Annotated in this window: 14 protein-coding genes; 7 read left to right on the top strand and 7 right to left on the bottom strand. The window is 60.9% G+C overall.

Going from position 1 to position 17,962, the window contains the following annotated elements; genetic code table 11:
• Positions 1 to 100: 100 nt before the first annotated feature.
• A complete protein-coding gene (locus tag Q9K02_RS04595) occupies positions 101 to 697 on the bottom strand; it encodes a hypothetical protein (RefSeq protein WP_305931831.1) in 597 nt (198 codons plus the stop codon).
• A gap of 544 nt (positions 698 to 1,241) precedes the next feature.
• Here Q9K02_RS04595 and Q9K02_RS04590 point away from each other — a divergent pair.
• The 4 genes from Q9K02_RS04590 to Q9K02_RS04575 all read left to right on the top strand — a co-directional run bounded on the left by Q9K02_RS04590 (position 1,242) and on the right by Q9K02_RS04575 (position 5,145).
• On the top strand, positions 1,242 to 1,907 hold the full coding sequence (locus Q9K02_RS04590) for a DUF4331 family protein (RefSeq protein ID WP_305931830.1): 666 nt from the start codon (positions 1,242 to 1,244) through the stop codon (positions 1,905 to 1,907).
• A complete protein-coding gene (locus tag Q9K02_RS04585) occupies positions 1,907 to 2,611 on the top strand; it encodes a DUF4331 family protein (protein WP_305931829.1) in 705 nt (234 codons plus the stop codon). The genes Q9K02_RS04590 and Q9K02_RS04585 overlap by 1 nt, the downstream gene beginning before the upstream one ends.
• A 69-nt stretch (positions 2,612 to 2,680) precedes the next feature.
• Positions 2,681 to 4,021: a tetratricopeptide repeat protein gene (locus Q9K02_RS04580; protein ID WP_305931828.1), complete on the top strand. Its 1,341-nt coding sequence runs from the start codon at positions 2,681 to 2,683 to the stop codon at positions 4,019 to 4,021.
• The gene (locus Q9K02_RS04575) at positions 4,018 to 5,145 is read left to right on the top strand and encodes a HupE/UreJ family protein (RefSeq protein ID WP_305931827.1); all 1,128 of its coding nucleotides are present in this window, start codon (positions 4,018 to 4,020) and stop codon (positions 5,143 to 5,145) included. The genes Q9K02_RS04580 and Q9K02_RS04575 overlap by 4 nt, the downstream gene beginning before the upstream one ends.
• On the opposite strand, the gene Q9K02_RS04570 is transcribed toward Q9K02_RS04575, so the two are convergent.
• Positions 5,106 to 5,516 carry a winged helix-turn-helix domain-containing protein gene (locus tag Q9K02_RS04570; protein WP_305931826.1) on the bottom strand — a complete coding sequence of 137 codons (411 nt, stop codon included), beginning with the start codon at positions 5,514 to 5,516 and terminating at the stop codon, positions 5,106 to 5,108. The two genes, Q9K02_RS04575 and Q9K02_RS04570, sit on opposite strands and share 40 nt — an antisense overlap.
• A gap of 982 nt (positions 5,517 to 6,498) precedes the next feature.
• Complete coding sequence (locus tag Q9K02_RS04565) at positions 6,499 to 6,684, bottom strand: hypothetical protein (RefSeq protein WP_305931825.1); 186 nt, start codon at positions 6,682 to 6,684, stop codon at positions 6,499 to 6,501.
• A 97-nt stretch (positions 6,685 to 6,781) separates the two neighbouring features.
• Here Q9K02_RS04565 and Q9K02_RS04560 point away from each other — a divergent pair, with 97 nt between their 5' ends.
• Positions 6,782 to 8,287 carry a plasmid recombination protein gene (locus Q9K02_RS04560; protein ID WP_305931824.1) on the top strand — a complete coding sequence of 502 codons (1,506 nt, stop codon included), beginning with the start codon at positions 6,782 to 6,784 and terminating at the stop codon, positions 8,285 to 8,287.
• 208 nt (positions 8,288 to 8,495) lie between these two features.
• Entirely contained in the window at positions 8,496 to 9,242 is a 747-nt protein-coding gene (locus Q9K02_RS04555) for a Stf0 family sulfotransferase (protein WP_305931823.1), read from the top strand.
• On the opposite strand, the gene Q9K02_RS04550 is transcribed toward Q9K02_RS04555, so the two are convergent.
• Entirely contained in the window at positions 9,239 to 10,108 is an 870-nt protein-coding gene (locus Q9K02_RS04550; protein ID WP_305931822.1) for an ROK family protein, read from the bottom strand. The two genes, Q9K02_RS04555 and Q9K02_RS04550, sit on opposite strands and share 4 nt — an antisense overlap.
• A gap of 110 nt (positions 10,109 to 10,218) precedes the next feature.
• Between Q9K02_RS04550 and Q9K02_RS04545 the strand changes: the two genes are divergently transcribed.
• Complete coding sequence (locus tag Q9K02_RS04545) at positions 10,219 to 11,409, top strand: Gfo/Idh/MocA family protein (protein WP_305931821.1); 1,191 nt, start codon at positions 10,219 to 10,221, stop codon at positions 11,407 to 11,409.
• Between the two features lie 190 nt (positions 11,410 to 11,599).
• On the opposite strand, the gene Q9K02_RS04540 is transcribed toward Q9K02_RS04545, so the two are convergent.
• From Q9K02_RS04540 to Q9K02_RS04530, 3 genes are read right to left on the bottom strand one after another with little or no spacing between them, the layout of a single operon-like run.
• Positions 11,600 to 12,562, bottom strand: a complete 963-nt coding sequence (locus Q9K02_RS04540; protein ID WP_305931820.1) for a family 43 glycosylhydrolase — start codon at positions 12,560 to 12,562, stop codon at positions 11,600 to 11,602.
• A 34-nt stretch (positions 12,563 to 12,596) separates the two neighbouring features.
• The gene (locus tag Q9K02_RS04535; protein ID WP_305931819.1) at positions 12,597 to 15,404 is read right to left on the bottom strand and encodes a glycoside hydrolase family 31 protein; all 2,808 of its coding nucleotides are present in this window, start codon (positions 15,402 to 15,404) and stop codon (positions 12,597 to 12,599) included.
• Positions 15,405 to 15,406: 2 nt separating this feature from the next.
• A complete protein-coding gene (locus Q9K02_RS04530; protein ID WP_305931818.1) occupies positions 15,407 to 17,686 on the bottom strand; it encodes a glycoside hydrolase family 3 N-terminal domain-containing protein in 2,280 nt (759 codons plus the stop codon).
• Positions 17,687 to 17,962 lie beyond the last annotated feature (276 nt).

Genomic DNA, 17,962 nt, shown 5'->3' with positions numbered 1-17,962 from the left:
ATGATCCTTGGTGGGAGATCGCTCTGGCCGAGCGCGCGCTCCCCACTTAATTTCATATTCTACTCGGCCTTACCGCCGAGACACTTGTTCTCTTAACGGTTCAGCGGTGACGGTTATCGGCACCTTCTCCATCGGTTGCCAGAAGCAACATCCTGGCCAGCTCCAGTCCGCGTTCGAGATCGGCTTTCTCCTTCCACGGCTGCGTAGCTTTGCGGAGACCCTTGTCGAACTCATAGCAAGCTGCGGTGTCCTCGTTGCCTTCGGCATCAGGCACGAGGAAGATGCGGTGCTCCCTATCAGCCCACGCGCGCAGATTGCCATGGCGCGTGGTTTTGCCGTTCGTCGGGACAAGGACCGTAAATTCGACCTGCTGGCTACCAGCGGTATCGCGGGTCGACTTTACGGCCAAGAAGGTCGTCTCGATCCTTGCGACCGCTTCCACGGCACCTGCCGATGGCTCGTCTACAACGGGCAGAAGCACCAGAGGGCTCGGTCGCAATGCCGCGCCCTCCTCTTCATTCGGTAAGAGGATCTGACCGCCGATCAGTTCATAGACGGTCAGCCTGGCCAGGTTCTGGCAAATGTAAATGGCGCGAGTGTAGGCGACCTCGCGATTAATATTCTTCAATGACATGAGGATTCTCAAAGGCGGCGCGCAGCTGGCTGCAAGTCTGCACACCTCAGGTGGAATTTTCACCTTCCGGCGTCAGCCACCCTTCAATCGAAGCGTCGTCTCAATCCTATTAGTGAGCGCATCGATAATGGCGATGCGCTCTGTGCTATCATCTTCGTCTGCTTCGCGCCCTCTTCTCGGTCTCTCGGTCGATCGCCTACGGCCCCCGAAAGCGGACATAGTCGATAGACCACAGCGATGTCCGCTTCTGGGTCATTCTGGGCGATCCTTGGACGTCGGCGAATGGGGTTGGATGGCGGACCAGCGGCCATCCCAATCCAACCCATTGAAAAACGATAAAGGTTCAAACTGCTTTTTTGCGAACGAATGAACTCGACCTCACCTAAGGGCGGATCATTCAAAGCTGTCTGCACGTACAGGAAATTCCCGTAAAGCACCTACATCGGAGTATTTAAGCTTCGGCTTTCCGCCCTTAATTTTTCGCTAAACCGCTCAAAGTGTTATCGAATTGTAAGTTGGCCCTGCAAGACCGCTTATGCGGATGGTTCCACGGGCAATACGACCCTCCGCGCCGTAGAATTTCACGCATCCAACAGCGGGGAGTATCATGAAAAGCAGGAATCCAATCGCAGTCGCCGTCGGCGGACTGGCACTGGCAGCCGGGGCCGCGGCCTTCCTGCCCGGTCTCGGTCTTGACGCGGCGGACCACCTCGACCCACCCGCGCGGACCGATCCCGCGCAGGACGCAACTCCCGACCGCGCAGCCGATATCGCCGATATCTATGCATGGCACACCGCCGACAAGGTCAACATGATCCTCACCTTCGCCGGACCGCAGGCGACTAGCGAACCGGCCACCTACGACCGCGACGTGCTCTATACCATCAACGTATCGAATGCGGGCGACCGGACGAATGCCGAATTCCCGATCCGCATCCGCTTCGGCGCCGGCGCGGGCAGCAACGAATACGGCTTGCAGGTAACCGGCGTGCCCGGCACGACCGGCCCGATCCAGGGCTCGGTCGAAACGACCCTGACCGCCGACGGCGTGATGGCGCGCGCGGGCCTGTTTGACGATCCGTTCTTCTTCGATCTCGAAGGGTTCAAGGATACTGCCGCCACGGGCACCCTTATGTTCGATCCTAACCGCGACTTCTTTGCCGGCCAAAACCTGACCGCGGTGGTGCTCAGTATCCCGCGCGACAGGATCGCGAACGGAGATCACCCAATCGATATCTGGGCAACCACCTCGCGTTTCGGAGGGCAGCTGTGATGACCGACCATACTTTCAAACGCCGGCTCCTGCTGGCGGCACCGCTCGTCCTCGGCGCGCTTGGCGTTTCGGGCTGCTTCGACGACGATGATCCGGAGGTGATGCCCACCCCGATGCCAACGGAAACGCCGCCCCCGACCGAAGGCGAGACGACCTACGATGTCGCCTCTTGCCTCCAGCAGGAAGTCGCACCGGGAACGTCGGTGGCGGATTTGATCATCCCCGATACGCTCACGCTGAACCTTTCCGCAACGGCGGGCTTCCCCAACGGGCGGTTGCTGACCGATCCGGTCATCGACGTGACCCTGGCGGTGATTTTCCTCGATCTCAGCGTTCATTCGCCCACCACTCTCGCTGGAATCCCGCTCAACCCGCCAGCCAACGACGTGTCGTTCCGAAGCGGTTTCCCGTTCCTTGCGCCGCCGCAGGGTTCGCCGCCGGTCACGACGGCGACGGGCAACAGCTTCAACTTCCGCACCGATGCACCGTCCGCCTATGTGCGGGTTGACCGTATGGGCATGCCGGCAGTTGCGACCGCGCTGATCGGGTCGGAAACCAAGACGGCCTATAACGATGCGAACCCGGCAGACGATGCCGCGGGGACCTTCGTGCCCGAATTGACCGAACAGTTGACAGGGCTGACCAATGCCCTCGCCGATGACTTGCTCGATGCCGGACTGACGCCCTGCGCCAAGCCGGAATAGGATCATAACTTGGAGTACGGGGCTCCATCCTTTCGAAGTCCCGTACCCCTTTCAATCCTGGAGATCTTCATGCCGCGCTGGCTGCTTTCGCTTGCCTTGCCCGTACTGGCCGTCGGCGGCATCGTCGCGGCCGAGGTCGTGCAGCGAAGCAGCGCGCCTGCATCCACCGGGCTCATGGCCGCCACCCTTCCAGCGGCGGGTTTCGGCTCGGCGAGCCAAGAAGATGCCAGCGCCGCGACCGATCGTCAGATCGCCCTCGCGCGCGAAATGGTCGAGCGAAATCCCACTTCCTGGCTATCCCGTCAGGTCCTCTCACGCGCGCTGTCACAATCCTACGGGGCGGCGGGCGATTTTGATGCGCTGGTCGAGGCCGGGCAGCAACTGGCGGCAGGACGCGATGCAGCGCCGCGGGGGTCCGGACCCAATCTGACATCGGCGGAATGGGCAATGTCCGTCCACGACCTCGATCTAGCGAGAACAAGTCTCGCCGCATTCGATGCGCAGGTCGTCAAACTATCCCGCGGCGAACGGGCCGCGGCAATTTCGCTGCGGGGCGACATCGCGTTTTACACGGGCGACATGGCGAGCGCTGCCACGTCCTATGACGAGGCCGCGCGCATCGAGCCCGGACCGGGTACGATCGCCCGGAAAGCCATCCTTGCCAAGGCGCAGGGCGATTTCGACACGGCCATCGGCCACCTCACCGAAGCGGGGCGGGCCGATGCGCTGCGCACGCCGCGAACGCTGGCCGACCTCGCCCTGCAGATCGGGGCCATCGAAATGGCGAGGGGCCGCTATCGCAAAGCGAGCGAATGGTACGGCCGGGCTGAAAAGCTCCTCCCCGGTTACTGGAAGACGCAGCTCTACGCCGGTCAAGCGGCGCTTATTGCCGGGCGAACCGGCGAGGCTGTCGCTTTGTGGGAAAATGCAGTCGAACAATCCGGCGCACCCGAAGCGATGGATGCGCTCGCCATGGCTTATCGCCGCGAAGGCGACCGCGCAAAATCGCTGGCATGGTCCGGTCGAGCAAAGGCGGAATGGCAACGCCGCCTCGCCCTGTCGCCATTCGCCACGATGGCTCATGCCGCCGAACACGAACTGGCCTTTGGCGATGCGACCGAGGCGCTCGACATGGCGCGCCGGAATGCTGCGGCTCGCCCCTACGGCGAGGCGCGCATCCTGCTGGCCAAAGCGCTGAATGCGAATGGGCGTTTCGCCGATGCGCGCCGCGAACTGCTCGCTGCGCAGAAGGGCGGTTGGCGGAGTGCGCTCCTGTATGTAGAACTGGCCCGCAGCGAAGATGCGCTGGGCGATATGTCCGCCGCTGCGGACGCCCGGGCCCGGGCGCTGGAACTCAACCCCAAGATATCGACGCCGCAGGCCGCGATGATCTGGTTCGCACACGGATGAGATTGCGGCTTTTACTGGTAACGCTGGGACTGTCGGCATGGCTGGGCGCATTCGCGTCCACTGCCTTCGCCCATGTCTCGCCCGACAGCCAAGTGACGCTCCACATGCGGGATCGGCATGTCGTTGCGGAAATCATCATTCCCGCCAGCGAATATGCCTACGCATCGGGGAATGTCGCCAGCAACGATGCAGGTGCGCTCGAACAGGCGCGCAGCTATCTCGCCGATCGGGCGGCCGTGACCGGATTATCGGGGCAGGTCTGGAACGAACGGATCGAAAACCTGCGCTTCGCGACCGTGGCCGGCCCGCGGGACCTTCTGGCCACGATGATCTTTATTGCCCCGCCCGAAGCGGCGAGCGAGCCGTTTTTGCTGAATTGGTCGCCTGTCTTGGATGAGACCGCTGACCATTTCGCCACCATCCTGGTCGACCGCTTCGGCGATGGGCGCTCGCCCGAACTTGTCGGCATGCTGCGTCAGGGCGATACTCGGATCAAGGTCGCTTATGCCGAAGCCGGTTTCGCCATGCGTTTCGGATCGGCAATGCGGTTGGGGATCGACCATATCCTCGGTGGGCTTGACCATCTGGCGTTTCTAGCTGCCCTGCTACTTGCCGCACCCCTGATTGCGAGGAACGGGCGCTGGGCCTCCGTTCGCGACAAGCGGGGGTCGCTCCGCTCGCTGGTTATTGTGGCAACCGGTTTCACGATCGGCCATTCACTCACGCTTGTCGGTGTCGCTTCGAGCGGGCTGACATTGCCCTCGTCGCTGGTCGAACCGGCCATCGCCTTCACCGTCCTCATAACTGCGGCCCACGCAATCCGTCCGCTGTTCGCGGGGCGCGAGCTGGTCGTGGCGGTCTTCTTCGGGCTGATCCACGGGCTGGGTTTTGCCGGCTTCATACAGCAGACCGAAGCCGAACTGGGCCGAAGCATCGCCACGCTGGCGGGCTTCAACGTCGGGATCGAGATCGTCCAAGTCGCGTTGCTAGCGCTGTTCGTGCCGGTTCTGTTTTGGCTCGAAAGTCGATCCGCCTACAAGCCGGTGCGGCTGGTGCTTGCAGCCGTCATTGCCGCGGCATCCGTTTACTGGATCGTCTCGCGCGTGGGTATCCTGCCCGCCTGACAGGAAGGCTGGCCGCTACTGCGCGGGGCGGCGGGCGCTTTCCATATCCACTTATACGCCCCGAAACCGCGCACGCATTCGATCTGGTCGAAATCGGAGTCGATGGTTCGCAACATGGACCGGGCGCGCCCAATATAGACGGCGATGGACTGATCGAAGATTTCGCCGCCCAAGCATCCTGCAAGGTGGGCGGTGCTCAGCGCCCGGCCTTCGGCACGGACCAAGGAATCAATCAAATCGTGCTGGCACCGGGGTAACGAGATGCGTTCTCGCTCGAACAGAATGACTCCTGTATCGATCAAGACGATATTGCCGAACGCCAATGGCTTAAATTCTTCCAGTGCCTCGCCGCAATTGGGACATTTGTGCATAGCGCTTTCTCCCGAAGCCCGAGCCGGTCGTTTCCGGATGCGGTGCGGGGGAGCTACAAAGCAAACCGTCGATCGGATGCACTTACGCTCGAATTTTAACCATACTGAAAATTTCGAATAAACGATGCGACCGAGATTGATGCTAAATTTTGATCAACGAGACGTGAAACGGTCAAGGTCCCTCTCTTTGTAAAAAACCTTTCTTGGAGTGCTTGGTAAGAACATTTCAGGAGATACAAAGTTTATCGCCCGACGAACGTCTTTTTTCGTTGCGGAGGTCGCGAGCTGCTTGTTCAGTACCGGCCCCGGCCTTGAGAAATATGCCATTGTTCAAAATGTATACACCAGCAGGGGACGATTATCTTTTGCAGACACGATGATGGGCTGCTGATTTTCAGCATATTTCGAGTTATTAACGGCTAAGTCACTGGTTCGGAGTTAGCGCAGTGTCGGAAACGCTGATCGCGGTAGCCAAAGATAAACACCAAATTTTCTCGAAGATACTTACTTTCGAGGGCGAGATTATCGCAGGTCTAGGCGTCGATGGTGACACTCACCTCTGTGAAAGGGTGCAACACCGTTCACGCGTCTAGGCTGATCCGGCAATCGGGTCGGAAGCTGAACGTCCGCTTCAACAGTCTTCTTACCGAATGCGGACGGTCCAAAATCGGCCCAGATGCTGCCCTTCAGTAATGCGCGCTCGTAGTGGACACTAGGCACGCCGTGCGCACTCACTTGGAGCCTGCCATTCCGGAGGATAGACACGAACAGGAAAAGGTAGGGTAGCCGTTCCCGCGCCATTCACGGTCATAGCCTTTTGGTGCGAGTTTCATGGCCGTCGTATGCGGTGGCAGTAAGGATTCTGGTTTTCGTTTTCCTCCCACGCCTCCGGGCTCGAAGCGAACATTTCCTGGGATCCGAAGTCGTTCAGGACGCGCGACGCTCCGGTCGCGAATGATGAGGGTGGAGCATGGGCCGCTGGCTAATGTGAAGCCCTGTTACGGCTCGGGTCTTCACCGAGCTTCTTCAGCATGAATGTCGCTGGATTGTAGCCAGTGGGTTCATGCTTTGCCGATTCGAGAGCTGCCTCAAGGTGGCCGAAATTCGGCGACGGGGTCTGGGGCTCGCCCAGCATGCCTTTTTTCACAACGCGAAAAAAGAAGAGCATGTTCTTCTTTTTCCTCCACCCAACTTTCTGAGGGGTGCCGCCCAGATTGGGTGGCCACCCCTCTATAATGAAACCTCAACGCAAAAGAGGTTTGTTAATGGCTAGCAGTGTGAAGGGATTTGCGGGGGCGGCACGAATCCGGCAGCTGAAGACGAGGGCCGATTTGAGGGCCGCAGAGAGGCATGGCATGCGTCTCGACAAGAGCGGAAAGGAGCGGTCTATCCGAGACGCTAAGGCGCTGACGAGGAGCGGCTTGGATGTTGTCGATCTGTACGACAAGCATGTCGAAGGGTTGCTCGTTCAGAAAAACACCACCTTGGCAATGCATATTTTAATCCAGTTTCCCAAGGTTTTGGTCGATGAGTACGACCCTGACCTGATGCTCGATCATGCCATCTCGTTCTGCCGTGATGTTTTCGGTGAGAACTCGGTATTCGCGGACCGGATCGACAGGGACGAGAAAAACCAGCACGTGGTCGATGTGTTCGTCGCACCGACATACGTGAAGGTTACGAAGCACACGTCCAGACCGGCTACCTCGTCCACGAGACATCTCAGGGCTCTCGCGGAGAAGCATGGTGAGCCAACAGTCCCCCATGGTTACGGTAGGGCACTTCAGACCGAATTCTTCGAGTATCTCCGGGACACGATGAAGCTGGAGGGTGTGAGGCGGGGCGAAAAGAAGGTGAGGCCAGGCCCGGACCACAAACTTGCCGAGGAGCAACGAATAGACGAACTGAAAGACCTCAAGCTCGGACTTAAGAAGGAAACCAGTAAAGCTCGCGAGGAGCGCTCCGAAAACCTCGAGCGGGAGATGGATCTGGACAGTCGAGAAGGAGAGTTGAAGCGGCGTGAAGCCCAGCTCGACGATCAGGCGTTGCAACAACAGAATGTTGTGAGGGAGCTCGCCGAAGAACGGAGACAACTGGATCGCGCGCGAGATGACCTGGCGGCAAATTATAAGAAAGCTCAACAGAGACATCGAACTCAAGAGTCCAAGGCTGATCAACTGGAAACTAGAGACGCAGCTCTCCTAGCTCGAGAGGTCGAAGCGGAGCAGCGTGATGCCGCTAGGCGAGAAGAAGAAAATCTGCTCGAAGAAAGAAGGCTGGAGGTTGAGAAGCGGGAGAAGTTCGCTGAGGCCTTTGAAGCTGGCATCCATAACATTGTCACCGGGGAACTCTTCTACGCAGAAAAGCCCGACGGAAGCTTCGGTCTTCGAACAAAATCAGGGCGTGGCAGTGAGCTGGCAAAGCTCATTGCGCCGGCATTGAGAAAGGTCAGGGAGATCGCACGAACGATCAGTGAGCATGTTACGAAGCAGGTCGAGGTGAAGGTTTCCGAAGAGAAAGGGATTCTGGAATCTCTTCAGAAAGCCTTCAAGGAGGCAATTGAACGAAACCGACTGTTCGCGGAAAGCTTTCGCACGGCAATGGCGACGCTTGACAGGGATGCTCGAAAACGCGCTTTGGCGGAAAAGGCAGTGCGAGAGGCCGCAGAGGCGACACAAGCTGCTGAAACTGCAGACGCTATCGAGCCGAACGCGGGCTTGTCACTCGCAGAACTTGAATATCTGAGGCGCCAACAAGGTCGGGGGAGATAAACACGGTCTATCCATAGCAGAGACCAGGGCAAGGCTGAGGCTAGCGAACCAGGGTTGCTTAACAAGCTATTTTGACAATGCCCGCTTTGGGGCCGATTGCCGACTGTCCGGTGCCGGTGGTGCTGCAACCTACTCTGGGAACGAGCCAAATTACAGAGGGTGCGCGGACGGCTACGGCCCACTATGAAGGGATTCGATGAGCCCTATTGTGACCGGTTATGAAAAGACGCTGGATTGGCCACTTTATGAAGGTCGACCCAAACCCTATTTGCTCGCGACAACGCCTAGAAGCGGCAGCACATTCCTAAGCCATCTGCTATGGCAGACAGGCTGCCTCGGAGCTCCGCTGGAATATCTGAACTTCGAAGCCACCGGCCCCTTCGGCTCGGCTAACGGCTTGCCGGACCGGCAGGCTGCTGTCTGGGAGCATGTCGTCGCACACCGGACCTCGCCCAACGGCATTTTCGGGATGAAGGCCTTCCCGCTCCAGATGGAGGTCTTGGGCAGCCAGAACCCTTCGCTTCTCACAAGAACCATGCGCTTCCTTCTCGGGAAAGGACACGGAAGCCGGGTGGTGCAATTGCGACGCAGAGACGAAATCGCGCACGCAATCTCTTTGGCCCGAGCAAGCCTCTCGGGGATCTGGCGCGCGGAGCAGGAACACGGGGAAGACCCAGATCCTATCTATTCGGCACATATGGTGAATCGGGCCCGCCGCGAACTCGCTGCGCAGGACGAAGCATGGGCGCAGATGTGCCGTGAGATGGGGATCACGCCACTAGTACTGTGGTACGAAGATGTGGTCGCCTCTCCCACGGATGCAGTGGCAGCTGTGGCGGACTATCTGTCGGTCGCGCTCGACCCGGCAGCGGAGATAGAAGTGCCGAGGATCAGGCAGCAGTCGCAATCGGGAGCGCGCGAATGGCGCCAACAATATGAGGGTGGCAGCGATTAATCGTCCTGCTGCGAGAGGGCGTTTTCGGCCAACACCAGCGCTCCGGTAATGCCCGAACGCTCGCCAAGCGCGGGACCTTCTATCTTCCTGTCGACCCCACCGGGCAGGTAGCAATTGTCGAGCTTTGCGAAACTATCGCGGACACGTTCGAGCAGGCCCGGGGTTTCCATGACCCCGCCGCCCATCACCACTCGCTCCACTGCCGAGAACGAGAACATCGCCAAGCATAGCTGGCCAAGGTAATGGGCCACCACCTCCCGCGTGCCTTCGTCCTGCAACTCATCGAGCCGTCTGCCCCAGCGCGCCACAATGGCAGGGCCGCTGACAAGCCCCTCCAAGCAATCGCCATGATAGGGGCAGCTGCCTGCGAACTCTCCATCGTCTTCATGCCGTGCCACGCGGATATGTCCGACCTCGGGATGGGTGGGCCTGCCGAAAATCTCGCCACCTGCAACCACGCCGCCGCCAATACCCGTTCCCACGGTCACATAGGCCAGCGAGGCCTGCCGCGAAGCTCCCCTCGCGCGCCATTCTGCGAGCGCAGCAGCATTGACATCGGTATCGAAGCCGACCGGGCAGGACAGCGTTTTGGCGAAGAAACCGGCAATATCGCAATTCCTCCAGCCCGGCTTTGGCGTCGAGGTGATATAGCCCCATGTGAGCGATCCAGGGTCAAGATCTACCGGACCGAAGCTGGCTATGCCGAGCGATGCGAGAGCGCCTTGCGCGCGGAACCAGTCTGCCGCTTCCCGCAAGGTATTTGCAGGATCGCCCGTAGGAATGACGTGGCGCGCGGCGATATCGGCGGGCGATCTGCCAGCCGCGAGCACGAACTTGGTCCCGCCCGCTTCGATACCGCCCAGCAATCCGGCCTGCTCAGCGATCTTCCGTCCCCCTCTTCCTCGGCCCCGCTATCCTAGTCACCCGCCTCGATGTTTGCCATAGCGGTTTGGAGGGCATCGAAGGACAAGGCATTATGGAGAAGACCGGCAAGCGCAGACATCCCACACGGCGCGAGACACTGGTCGGAGGGGCCAGCGCCGCAGCACTGTTCGCAGCGGGTAGCGCGGCCGCGCAGACCGCCGAAGGTCAGCCGCTGATGGGCAATCCCGACCTCCCCGAAGAGCCCCGCAAGCGGATGGGCTGGGCGATAGTCGGTCTCGGCACATTCGGCGTGGGACAGGTCATTCCCGGTTTCGCCAATGCGCGCCATTCGCGCATGACCGCTTTCGTGTCGGGCAATTCGGACAAGGCGCAGACTTTGGGCGAGCGGTACGGTGTCGGGCGTCATTATGACTACTCCAGTTTCGACTCCATCGCCGAAGATCCGGAGATCGACTGCGTCTATATCGTCCTCCCGGTGGGTCTGCATGCCGAATATACCATCCGCGCGCTTAAAGCAGGCAAGCATGTGCTGTGCGAAAAGCCGATGGCCACGAGCGCGAAGGAAGCCGAAGCCATGGTCCGCGCGGCAGCCGAAGCGCAGCGCAAGCTGGGCGTCGCATACCGCGTCCATTTCGAACCGAACAATGTCCATGTCCTGGGCCAGGTGCGCGGCGGCACGCTCGGGACGATGCGCTTCATCTCGGCCGAGCACGGCTTTTCCGCCAATCCCGACTACCCGCCGCACAAATGGCGTCTCGAGAAGGCTCTGGGCGGCGGAGGCTCGCTGTGGGATATCGGCATCTACGGCATCAACACTTCGCTGATGATGCTTCCGGGCGACCGGGTGACAGGGGTGTCGGCGGCCTATGCCACGCCAGAGGGCGACCCTCGCTTTACCGAGGTCGAAGGCGCCATCGATTACCGCCTGACCATGGCGAGCGGGATCAACCTACAGGGATCGTCTTCCTATTGCTGGAGCCCCTACGTTTCGCGCCAGCGCTTTTTCGGGAGCGAGGCCAGTGTCGAACTGCAGCCTGCGACGACTTACGGGTTCAACCAGATTACATTGGAGAGCGGCGGCTCGGCCCCGCGCACCTATCAGGCAGGCGATGCGATGAGCCAGTTCGCTGCGCAGGTTGACGGTTTCTCTCTGGCAGCACGCGGCGCGATGGAACTGCGCACGCCAGGCGAAATGGGCCTGCGCGACATGCGCATCATGGAAGCGTGCTATGCCAGTGCCGATCAGAATGGCGCAGTGGTGAAAATAGACATCCCGGTCTAGCGGGCGGACAGCTTGGCCGCGCAAGTTCGCAACGCCTGGACCAGAATATCCGCCGGAACACTCGACTGCGGTAAAGCGCCCGGTCATGGAGCCGGTATCGACGAGAAGCTGGCTGCGAAATATCCTTACGGGCCGGCGCAGCTTCCCATCGCCCGCATCGAGTATGGTACAGTGTAAAACTGGTGATGGGCTAGGGGCGAAGGATTCCCGCTTGTGTTTGTGCGACTGGCAGAATCCTTCCCTCGCCGTCGAATCGTAGCCGTTCGACGGCGACCGCCCTGCGACCCAGCCCGCCGGCTTGGTCGCCGATATTCAAGGTGCCGATGTGGTAGAACAGGTACCACTCATCTTTGAACTGCGCGACACCGGGATGGATTGTGAAACTGTTCGCTGCCGGTCCGGTCACCTCGCCCCTCCACGTCCAGGGGCCGGCAATGGCGGGCGCCGTCGCGTAGGAAATTCGCTCATCCGGATGGATCGCTTCGTCGCGACTGGCATAAATCAGATAATACAGATCACCGCGTTTGAAGACCCATGGTCCTTCTTCGAAGTCCGGCAGTTCGATGGTTCTGATCGGCCCTGAGAAACTGATCATGTCTTCGGACAGAGGCGCGATATAGCAATTGCCGTTGCCCCAAATCAGCCAGCTTTGTCCATCCGGATCGGTCCAGACGGTCGGGTCTATATCGTCCCAGTGGTGCGGGCCGTCCGTGTCCTCGTTGCGGACGAGCGCACTGCCCTTGGCGTCGCGGAACGGTCCCAGCGGATTGTCCGCAACTGCGACCCCGATCGCCTTGCCGCGCGAGCCCTGCGCAGGATCGTGTTCAACCGCGGTATAGAACCAGTATCTGCCGTTCTTCTCATGCACCTGGCTCGCCCAGGCGTCGCGGATTGCCCACGAAAAATCGGTCGGCGCCATGACCGGACCATGAGCCGTCCATTCACGCATGTCGCGGGTCGAATAGGCCAGCCATTCGGTGATGTTGAACATCTGATCGCCGGAAGCTTCGTCGTGGCCAACATAAAGATAGAGCGTGTCGCCCACGACCAATGGGGCAGGATCGGCGGTAAAACGGTCCCGCACGATGGGATTGCCCGTGTAGTCGAAGGATGCCTTCTGAAGAGTCTCGTTACACCCACCCAGCAGCAGCATCGTGACGATCAGATTTGAGAGTCTGGACTGCATATCAGAATGCCAGCTCTACGGTTTGACCGGAATAGAGGATTTCCTGCCCGGATCGCCGTTCGAAGAGATCGCCGGTCCAGCTTCCATCATGCAGCACGATCTTGACTGCACGTGTTTCTTCCATGCCGGGAAAGTCTCCTTTCCGCTCGCCGATGGTGAGCGTCCGCGTCTCGTCGTCCCAGCGCATCGGTATCCGGGCGTGCTCGCCATCGATATAACCCATGTCGGTACCCTCGTCCTCGTAGAGCGTGAAGCTGCCATCCGATCCCGCGAAGACATGTAGCGTCAGCGGCCCTTGCGGATTTTCCCCGGTCCATTGGACGTCCGGCCCTGCCGGGACGATCGCTCCCGCGCGCACGTAAAGCGGCACCCGTTCTCGCGCCGCCGAGGCGACAATTCTTTGCCCGCCTGCAAATTTGCGTCCGCTCAGCGCGTCATACCAGTCCGCTCCGGCAGGCAGGTAAACCTCTCGCTCTCGGGCCCCGAATTCGCTCACCGGCGCAGCCATCAGGGATGGTCCGAACAGATACTGGTCGTCGACGCCCCACACTGTCCGGTCGTTCTCGAAATCCATGACCAGCGGGCGCATGATCGTGCCATCTTCGAAATGGGTGCCCGCGGCTACGGTGTAGATGTAGGGCATCAAGCGATAACGCAGGCGATGATAGTAGATCAGCCCTTCGCGCATGGCGGGATCGCCCTCGCTCACGATGTAGGTCTCGCGTTGAGGAAACTCGCCATGGCTGCGGAACAGCGGGGTAAAGGCCCCGAACTGGAACCAGCGGAGATAGAGTTCGCGCCACTCGGGGACGTGTTCGGGATCCTGCCGACTGAACCGATCCTCCAGCGAGAAACCTCCGATGTCGTGCGTCCAGTTCGGCACGCCCGCGACGCTCAGGTTTAGTCCGGCGCTGATTTGATCGCGCAGATCGTCCCATCGCGCCGCGACGTCGCCGGACCAGAGCGCAGAGGAGGTACGTTGCACACCGCCGAAGCCGCTGCGGGTGAGGATAAACGGTCGCTTCCCGGACTGATCCTTCCGCAGCCCTTCGAAAACGCCTTGAGCATGGACGAGCGGATAGGAATTGAAGATCGCGGCACCCGGCACACCGGTCGCCGGCGAAGTCATCTGGTATTTGCGCTCCTCGACTGAGAGGTTGGAATGCCAATCGGGTTCGGTGGCATCCATCCACCACGCATCGAAGCCCAGCGGAGCGAGTGTTTCTGACATTTGGCGCCAGTAGATCTCGCGCGCCTCGGCGCTGTAGGGATCGTAAAAAGTGTTGGGGTAGCCCAGCCCGACCCAATCGAGCTGCTCCGCTTCCAGCGGCCGTTCGTAGAGATAGCCTTTGTCGCGCAGTTCCCGGGCGTTTGCGGTCGTGGGATAAAACTTGGGCCAGACCGAAATCATGACCCGGCCGTCGAGCTCGTGTATTTTTTCCACCATGGCGGTGGGGTCGGGGAAACGCTTGGGGTCGAAGCAGTGGCAGCCCCAGCTATCCTCGGGCCAATAGAACCAGTCCTGCACAATATTGTCGATTGGAATGCGCTGGTCGCGATAGCTCTGCATCACGTCGAGCAGTTCGGCCTGCGTATTGTAGCGCTGGCGCGACTGCCAGAAACCGTAAACCCAGCGCGGCATCATCGGAGCCTTGCCTGTCAGTCGGCGGTATCCGGCGATGCCTTCGTCCATTGTCGGTGCCTGCACCACGTAATAGTCGATCGCCTTGCCCGCCTCGCTGGCGAAGCTCACCGAATTGCGATCCATCGATGGCAGAGGATCGGCATGTTCGAGTGCGATGTAGCCCTGGTTGGGATCCCACTCGATCCGCAGCTCGATCGGCTGGCCCGCGGCAAGATCGAGTTCGAAATTGTGGTACCACGGGTTCCAGTTCTGCCGCCAGCGGTCGAGCACCAGATCGTCACCCGCGAAAACCTTCGCATAGGACGAAGAATAGAGCCGGAACTTGTGCGTCCCCGCTTCTCGCGGCGTGAAGCTACCGGTCCAGACGACCCGCTGCGTTTCGACTGCATTGCCTTGCGTATTCTGACCGGTCGTCGCTGCTTCGACCGCAGCTTTGGCTTCCTGAGGCCAGCGCTCCTGGTCGTTCAGATACTGGTAGTCGATGGTCCGCTCCAAACGGTCCAGCACCAGCCGATCGCCGAGGTAATACTGCGCCTGCCAATCGAGAGCGAGCTTCTCGTATGGCTCCGGATCGCCCACGCGCGTGATCGACGCATTGTCCCATAATATCCCATAGCCCTTGGTCGAGACCATGTAGGGCACGGTAATCGCCATATTGTGCTGGGCGAGCTCGAGATCCTCGCCATTGTAGTTCATCTGACGGTTTTGATGCTGGCCGAGCCCGTAAAGCCCCTCGTCGGTGCCGCGATTGAACTGGACCCGCGTTTCGAACCACTGCTGGCCTGCGATCTCGACCGGATCGATCCTGCGGGCGGGAGCGTGTTCGTCGAGCAAGATCTTGCCGCTGCGATCGTATACGGTCAGGCGACCGTCATCCAAGCTTACTGCAGTTAAGCCACCACCGCTGCGGAGATACGCGGTCTCTCCATCTCGCGAAAAGACGGGTGATCCGTCCGGCTCGGCAACCACCATCGTCGTCGGTCGACCCTTGGGCAGTTCGTCGGCCACCGTCACGCGGAACGTGCCATCGGCATAGGCAAGCACACGGACCTTCTCGCCGGCATCGGTGGTCACGATCATTCCATGCGCGACCTGCTCGGCTTCGCCCGCAACGGCGGGAGTGGTTAGCAGCGCGGCCAGTGCGAAGAGAATCGTGCGCGCCATGGTCACTCTCCCGATACCGATACGTCGCTGGCGATGGCCGCTGGCGCGATGCTCCCCGTGGCCGACCCCGCAATCTCGAACGATATGCGCTTGCGGATATCATCGGATGAGCTGCCGACCATCAGTTCGATCGTGCCAGGCTCGATCTGCCAGTCGTCCTCGAGGCTCCATAACGCGAATTGATCCGATGTGAGCGTGAACATAACCTCGCGGCGCTCACCGGCATCGAGGGCAATGCGAGCGAAGGCGCGCAATTGCTTGACCGGCCGGGATACGCTGGCGACGGGATCGCGCGTATAGAGCTGCACCACTTCGTCACCGGGCACAGGGCCCGTATTGGTGACCGGAATGCTGACCGAGATCGCGCCGCCTTGTGCCGGGATCCGGGTGGCGGACAGCCGCACCTCGCCATAGTCGAAATTCGAGTAGCTCAGGCCGTAACCGAAAGCGTAGAGCGGCGTGACCGGGGCATCCATATAACGCGCCGTATCCTTCGACAGATCGGGATCGGCGGGTCGCCCGCTCGGCAGGTGGTCGTAATTCACCGGTACCTGTCCCGTCGCACGGGGGAAACTTACCGGTAGCTTGCCGCCGGGATTGTTTGCGCCAAACAGCGTGTTCACAATGGCCGGACCAGCTTCCACCCCCAGTAGCCAGGCTGCAAGCACAGCGTCGGCCCGCACCGCCACCTCGGGAATGGCAAGCGGGCGGCCGCCCGTCAGCACGACGACCACGGGTTTGCCGGTCGCCTCGAGGGCAGCGAACAACGCCTGCTGCGCGCCCGGAAGTTCGAGCGAGGACCGACTGCGCGCCTCGCCCGACCAGTCGTAATCCTCGCCGATGGCCAGCACCACCATATCGGCATTTTCGGCGGCGCGCACGGCTTCTGCGATGCCGCTCTCATCGTCGGAACGACTGTCAGCTCCGCTGGCATACACTACGTCGGGGTGCGCTGCTTCCAGCGCAGCGCGAAGCGTTACGACGTCGGCGGCATCGCCCCGGGCGCGCCACGAGCCGAGTTGGGAGAGCGCGTCATCGGCCAGCGCGCCCACCAGCGCGATGCGCCCAGCGTCCCGGGCAAGCGGCAGCACTTGACCCTCGTTCTTCAGCAGCACGATCGATTGCTCGGCGATACGCCGCGCCGCATCGCGGTGCGCGGCAGTCAGCATGACCTCGGTTTCGCGCGCGGAATCGTGGTATTTGTAGGGATCGTCGAACAGGCCGAGATCGCGTTTCACCTTGAGGATGCGCCGGACCGCTTCGTCGAGCAGGGGCGCGAGCGATCGATCCGTTTCCAGTGCAGCTAACAGATCCTCGGCATAAACGTCTGCGACCATGTCCATGTCGACGCTCGCGCGCAGGGCCAATGTTGCGGCCCCCTGACGATCGCGCGCCACGCCATGCGCCATCAGCTCCTCGACCGCGCGCCAATCCGACAGTAGCAGCCCGTCCCAGCCCCATTCGTCACGCAACATGGAGCGCAGCAAGGCCGCGTTGCCGGTCGTGGGCACGCCGTCGACAGCGTTGAAAGCGGTCATATAGCTGGCAGTTCCCGCGTTCGCCGCGGCACGGAAAGGCGGCAAATAGACCTCGCGCATGCTGCGCTCGCCCGCCTCCGCGCCCGCATAGTCCCGCCCACCTTCGGCTGCGCCATAGGCGCCGAAGTGCTTGGTCCCGGCCATGATCGTATCACGGGCGGACAAATCGCCGCCCTGGAAGCCGCGCACCTGCGCCTCGGCCATCCGGCTGCCGAGATAAGCGTCCTCCCCCGCCCCCTCCACGATCCTGCCCCAGCGCGGGTCGCGAGCGATGTCGACCATGGGGGCGAAGGTCCAGTGCAGCCCGGCCGCACTCGCCTCGCGCGCGGCGATCTCCGCGTGCAGACGCGCCGCTTCAGGATTCCAGCTGGCCGCCATTGCGAGTGGCACCGGGAAGATCGTGCGATACCCATGGACGACATCCATCGAGAACAACAGCGGGATGCCCAGCCGGCTTTCCTCGATTGCAACTCGCTGTAGTTCCCGCAGTGGTCCGGCACCCGCGACATGGAGATAGGAGCCGACCTCTCCCCGGCGGACCCGGTCCAGTTCCTCGGGACCAAGACGCGAATTCAAGGCCTTGGAGCGGCCACCCATCCGCTGCACTAGCTGTCCGATTTTTTCGGCCCGCGTCATTCGCTTCAGAAGCGCGTCGATGTCGGTGTGGGATGCGCCTTCAACTTGCGCCTGACGGTGGTCGGCGTCCTGCGCCTGCCCCTGCGCCGCCGAAAGACCAACTATCACCGCCCCCGCAAAAGCTAATGGTAGCGATATCATTCTGGGTCTGATCAAGAACTTTCCCCCTCGCCCACCAAAGTATCCCGTCCGTCGCGGGACTTTTCGGGATTGCTACCGTAGGCCGTTTACGAAATGCAAGGCCTGACAATTGACTCCCCTCTGAGCTTTGCATAGCACAATGATAGCGCTCACAAAGAGTGAGGCTGAATTTCGGGATTGGGATTACCCGACTGGGGAGGACGTATGAACTGCTGGTCTAGTCGTGTTTGGGTATCGCTTTGT

Origin of the sequence: Qipengyuania profundimaris, from assembly GCF_030717945.1 — a bacterium.
In the GTDB taxonomy this organism is placed as follows: Bacteria; Pseudomonadota; Alphaproteobacteria; order Sphingomonadales; family Sphingomonadaceae; genus Qipengyuania; species Qipengyuania profundimaris.
The sequence above is the reverse complement of the archived record's forward strand: the minus strand, read 5'-3'. Positions and strand labels throughout refer to the sequence as shown.

Bases quoted from the DNA above. Each gene is read 5' to 3' on its own strand.
- Q9K02_RS04590 (WP_305931830.1), top strand. From the start codon at position 1,242: ATGAAAAGCAGGAATCCAATCGCAGTCGCCGTCGGCGGACTGGCACTG.
- Q9K02_RS04585 (WP_305931829.1), top strand. From the start codon at position 1,907: ATGACCGACCATACTTTCAAACGCCGGCTCCTGCTGGCGGCACCGCTC.
- Q9K02_RS04580 (WP_305931828.1), top strand. From the start codon at position 2,681: ATGCCGCGCTGGCTGCTTTCGCTTGCCTTGCCCGTACTGGCCGTCGGC.
- Q9K02_RS04575 (WP_305931827.1), top strand. From the start codon at position 4,018: ATGAGATTGCGGCTTTTACTGGTAACGCTGGGACTGTCGGCATGGCTG.
- Q9K02_RS04570 (WP_305931826.1), bottom strand. From the start codon at position 5,516: ATGCACAAATGTCCCAATTGCGGCGAGGCACTGGAAGAATTTAAGCCA.
- Q9K02_RS04565 (WP_305931825.1), bottom strand. From the start codon at position 6,684: ATGCTCTTCTTTTTTCGCGTTGTGAAAAAAGGCATGCTGGGCGAGCCC.
- Q9K02_RS04560 (WP_305931824.1), top strand. From the start codon at position 6,782: ATGGCTAGCAGTGTGAAGGGATTTGCGGGGGCGGCACGAATCCGGCAG.
- Q9K02_RS04545 (WP_305931821.1), top strand. From the start codon at position 10,219: ATGGAGAAGACCGGCAAGCGCAGACATCCCACACGGCGCGAGACACTG.
- Q9K02_RS04540 (WP_305931820.1), bottom strand. From the start codon at position 12,562: ATGCTGCTGCTGGGTGGGTGTAACGAGACTCTTCAGAAGGCATCCTTC.
- Q9K02_RS04535 (WP_305931819.1), bottom strand. From the start codon at position 15,404: ATGGCGCGCACGATTCTCTTCGCACTGGCCGCGCTGCTAACCACTCCC.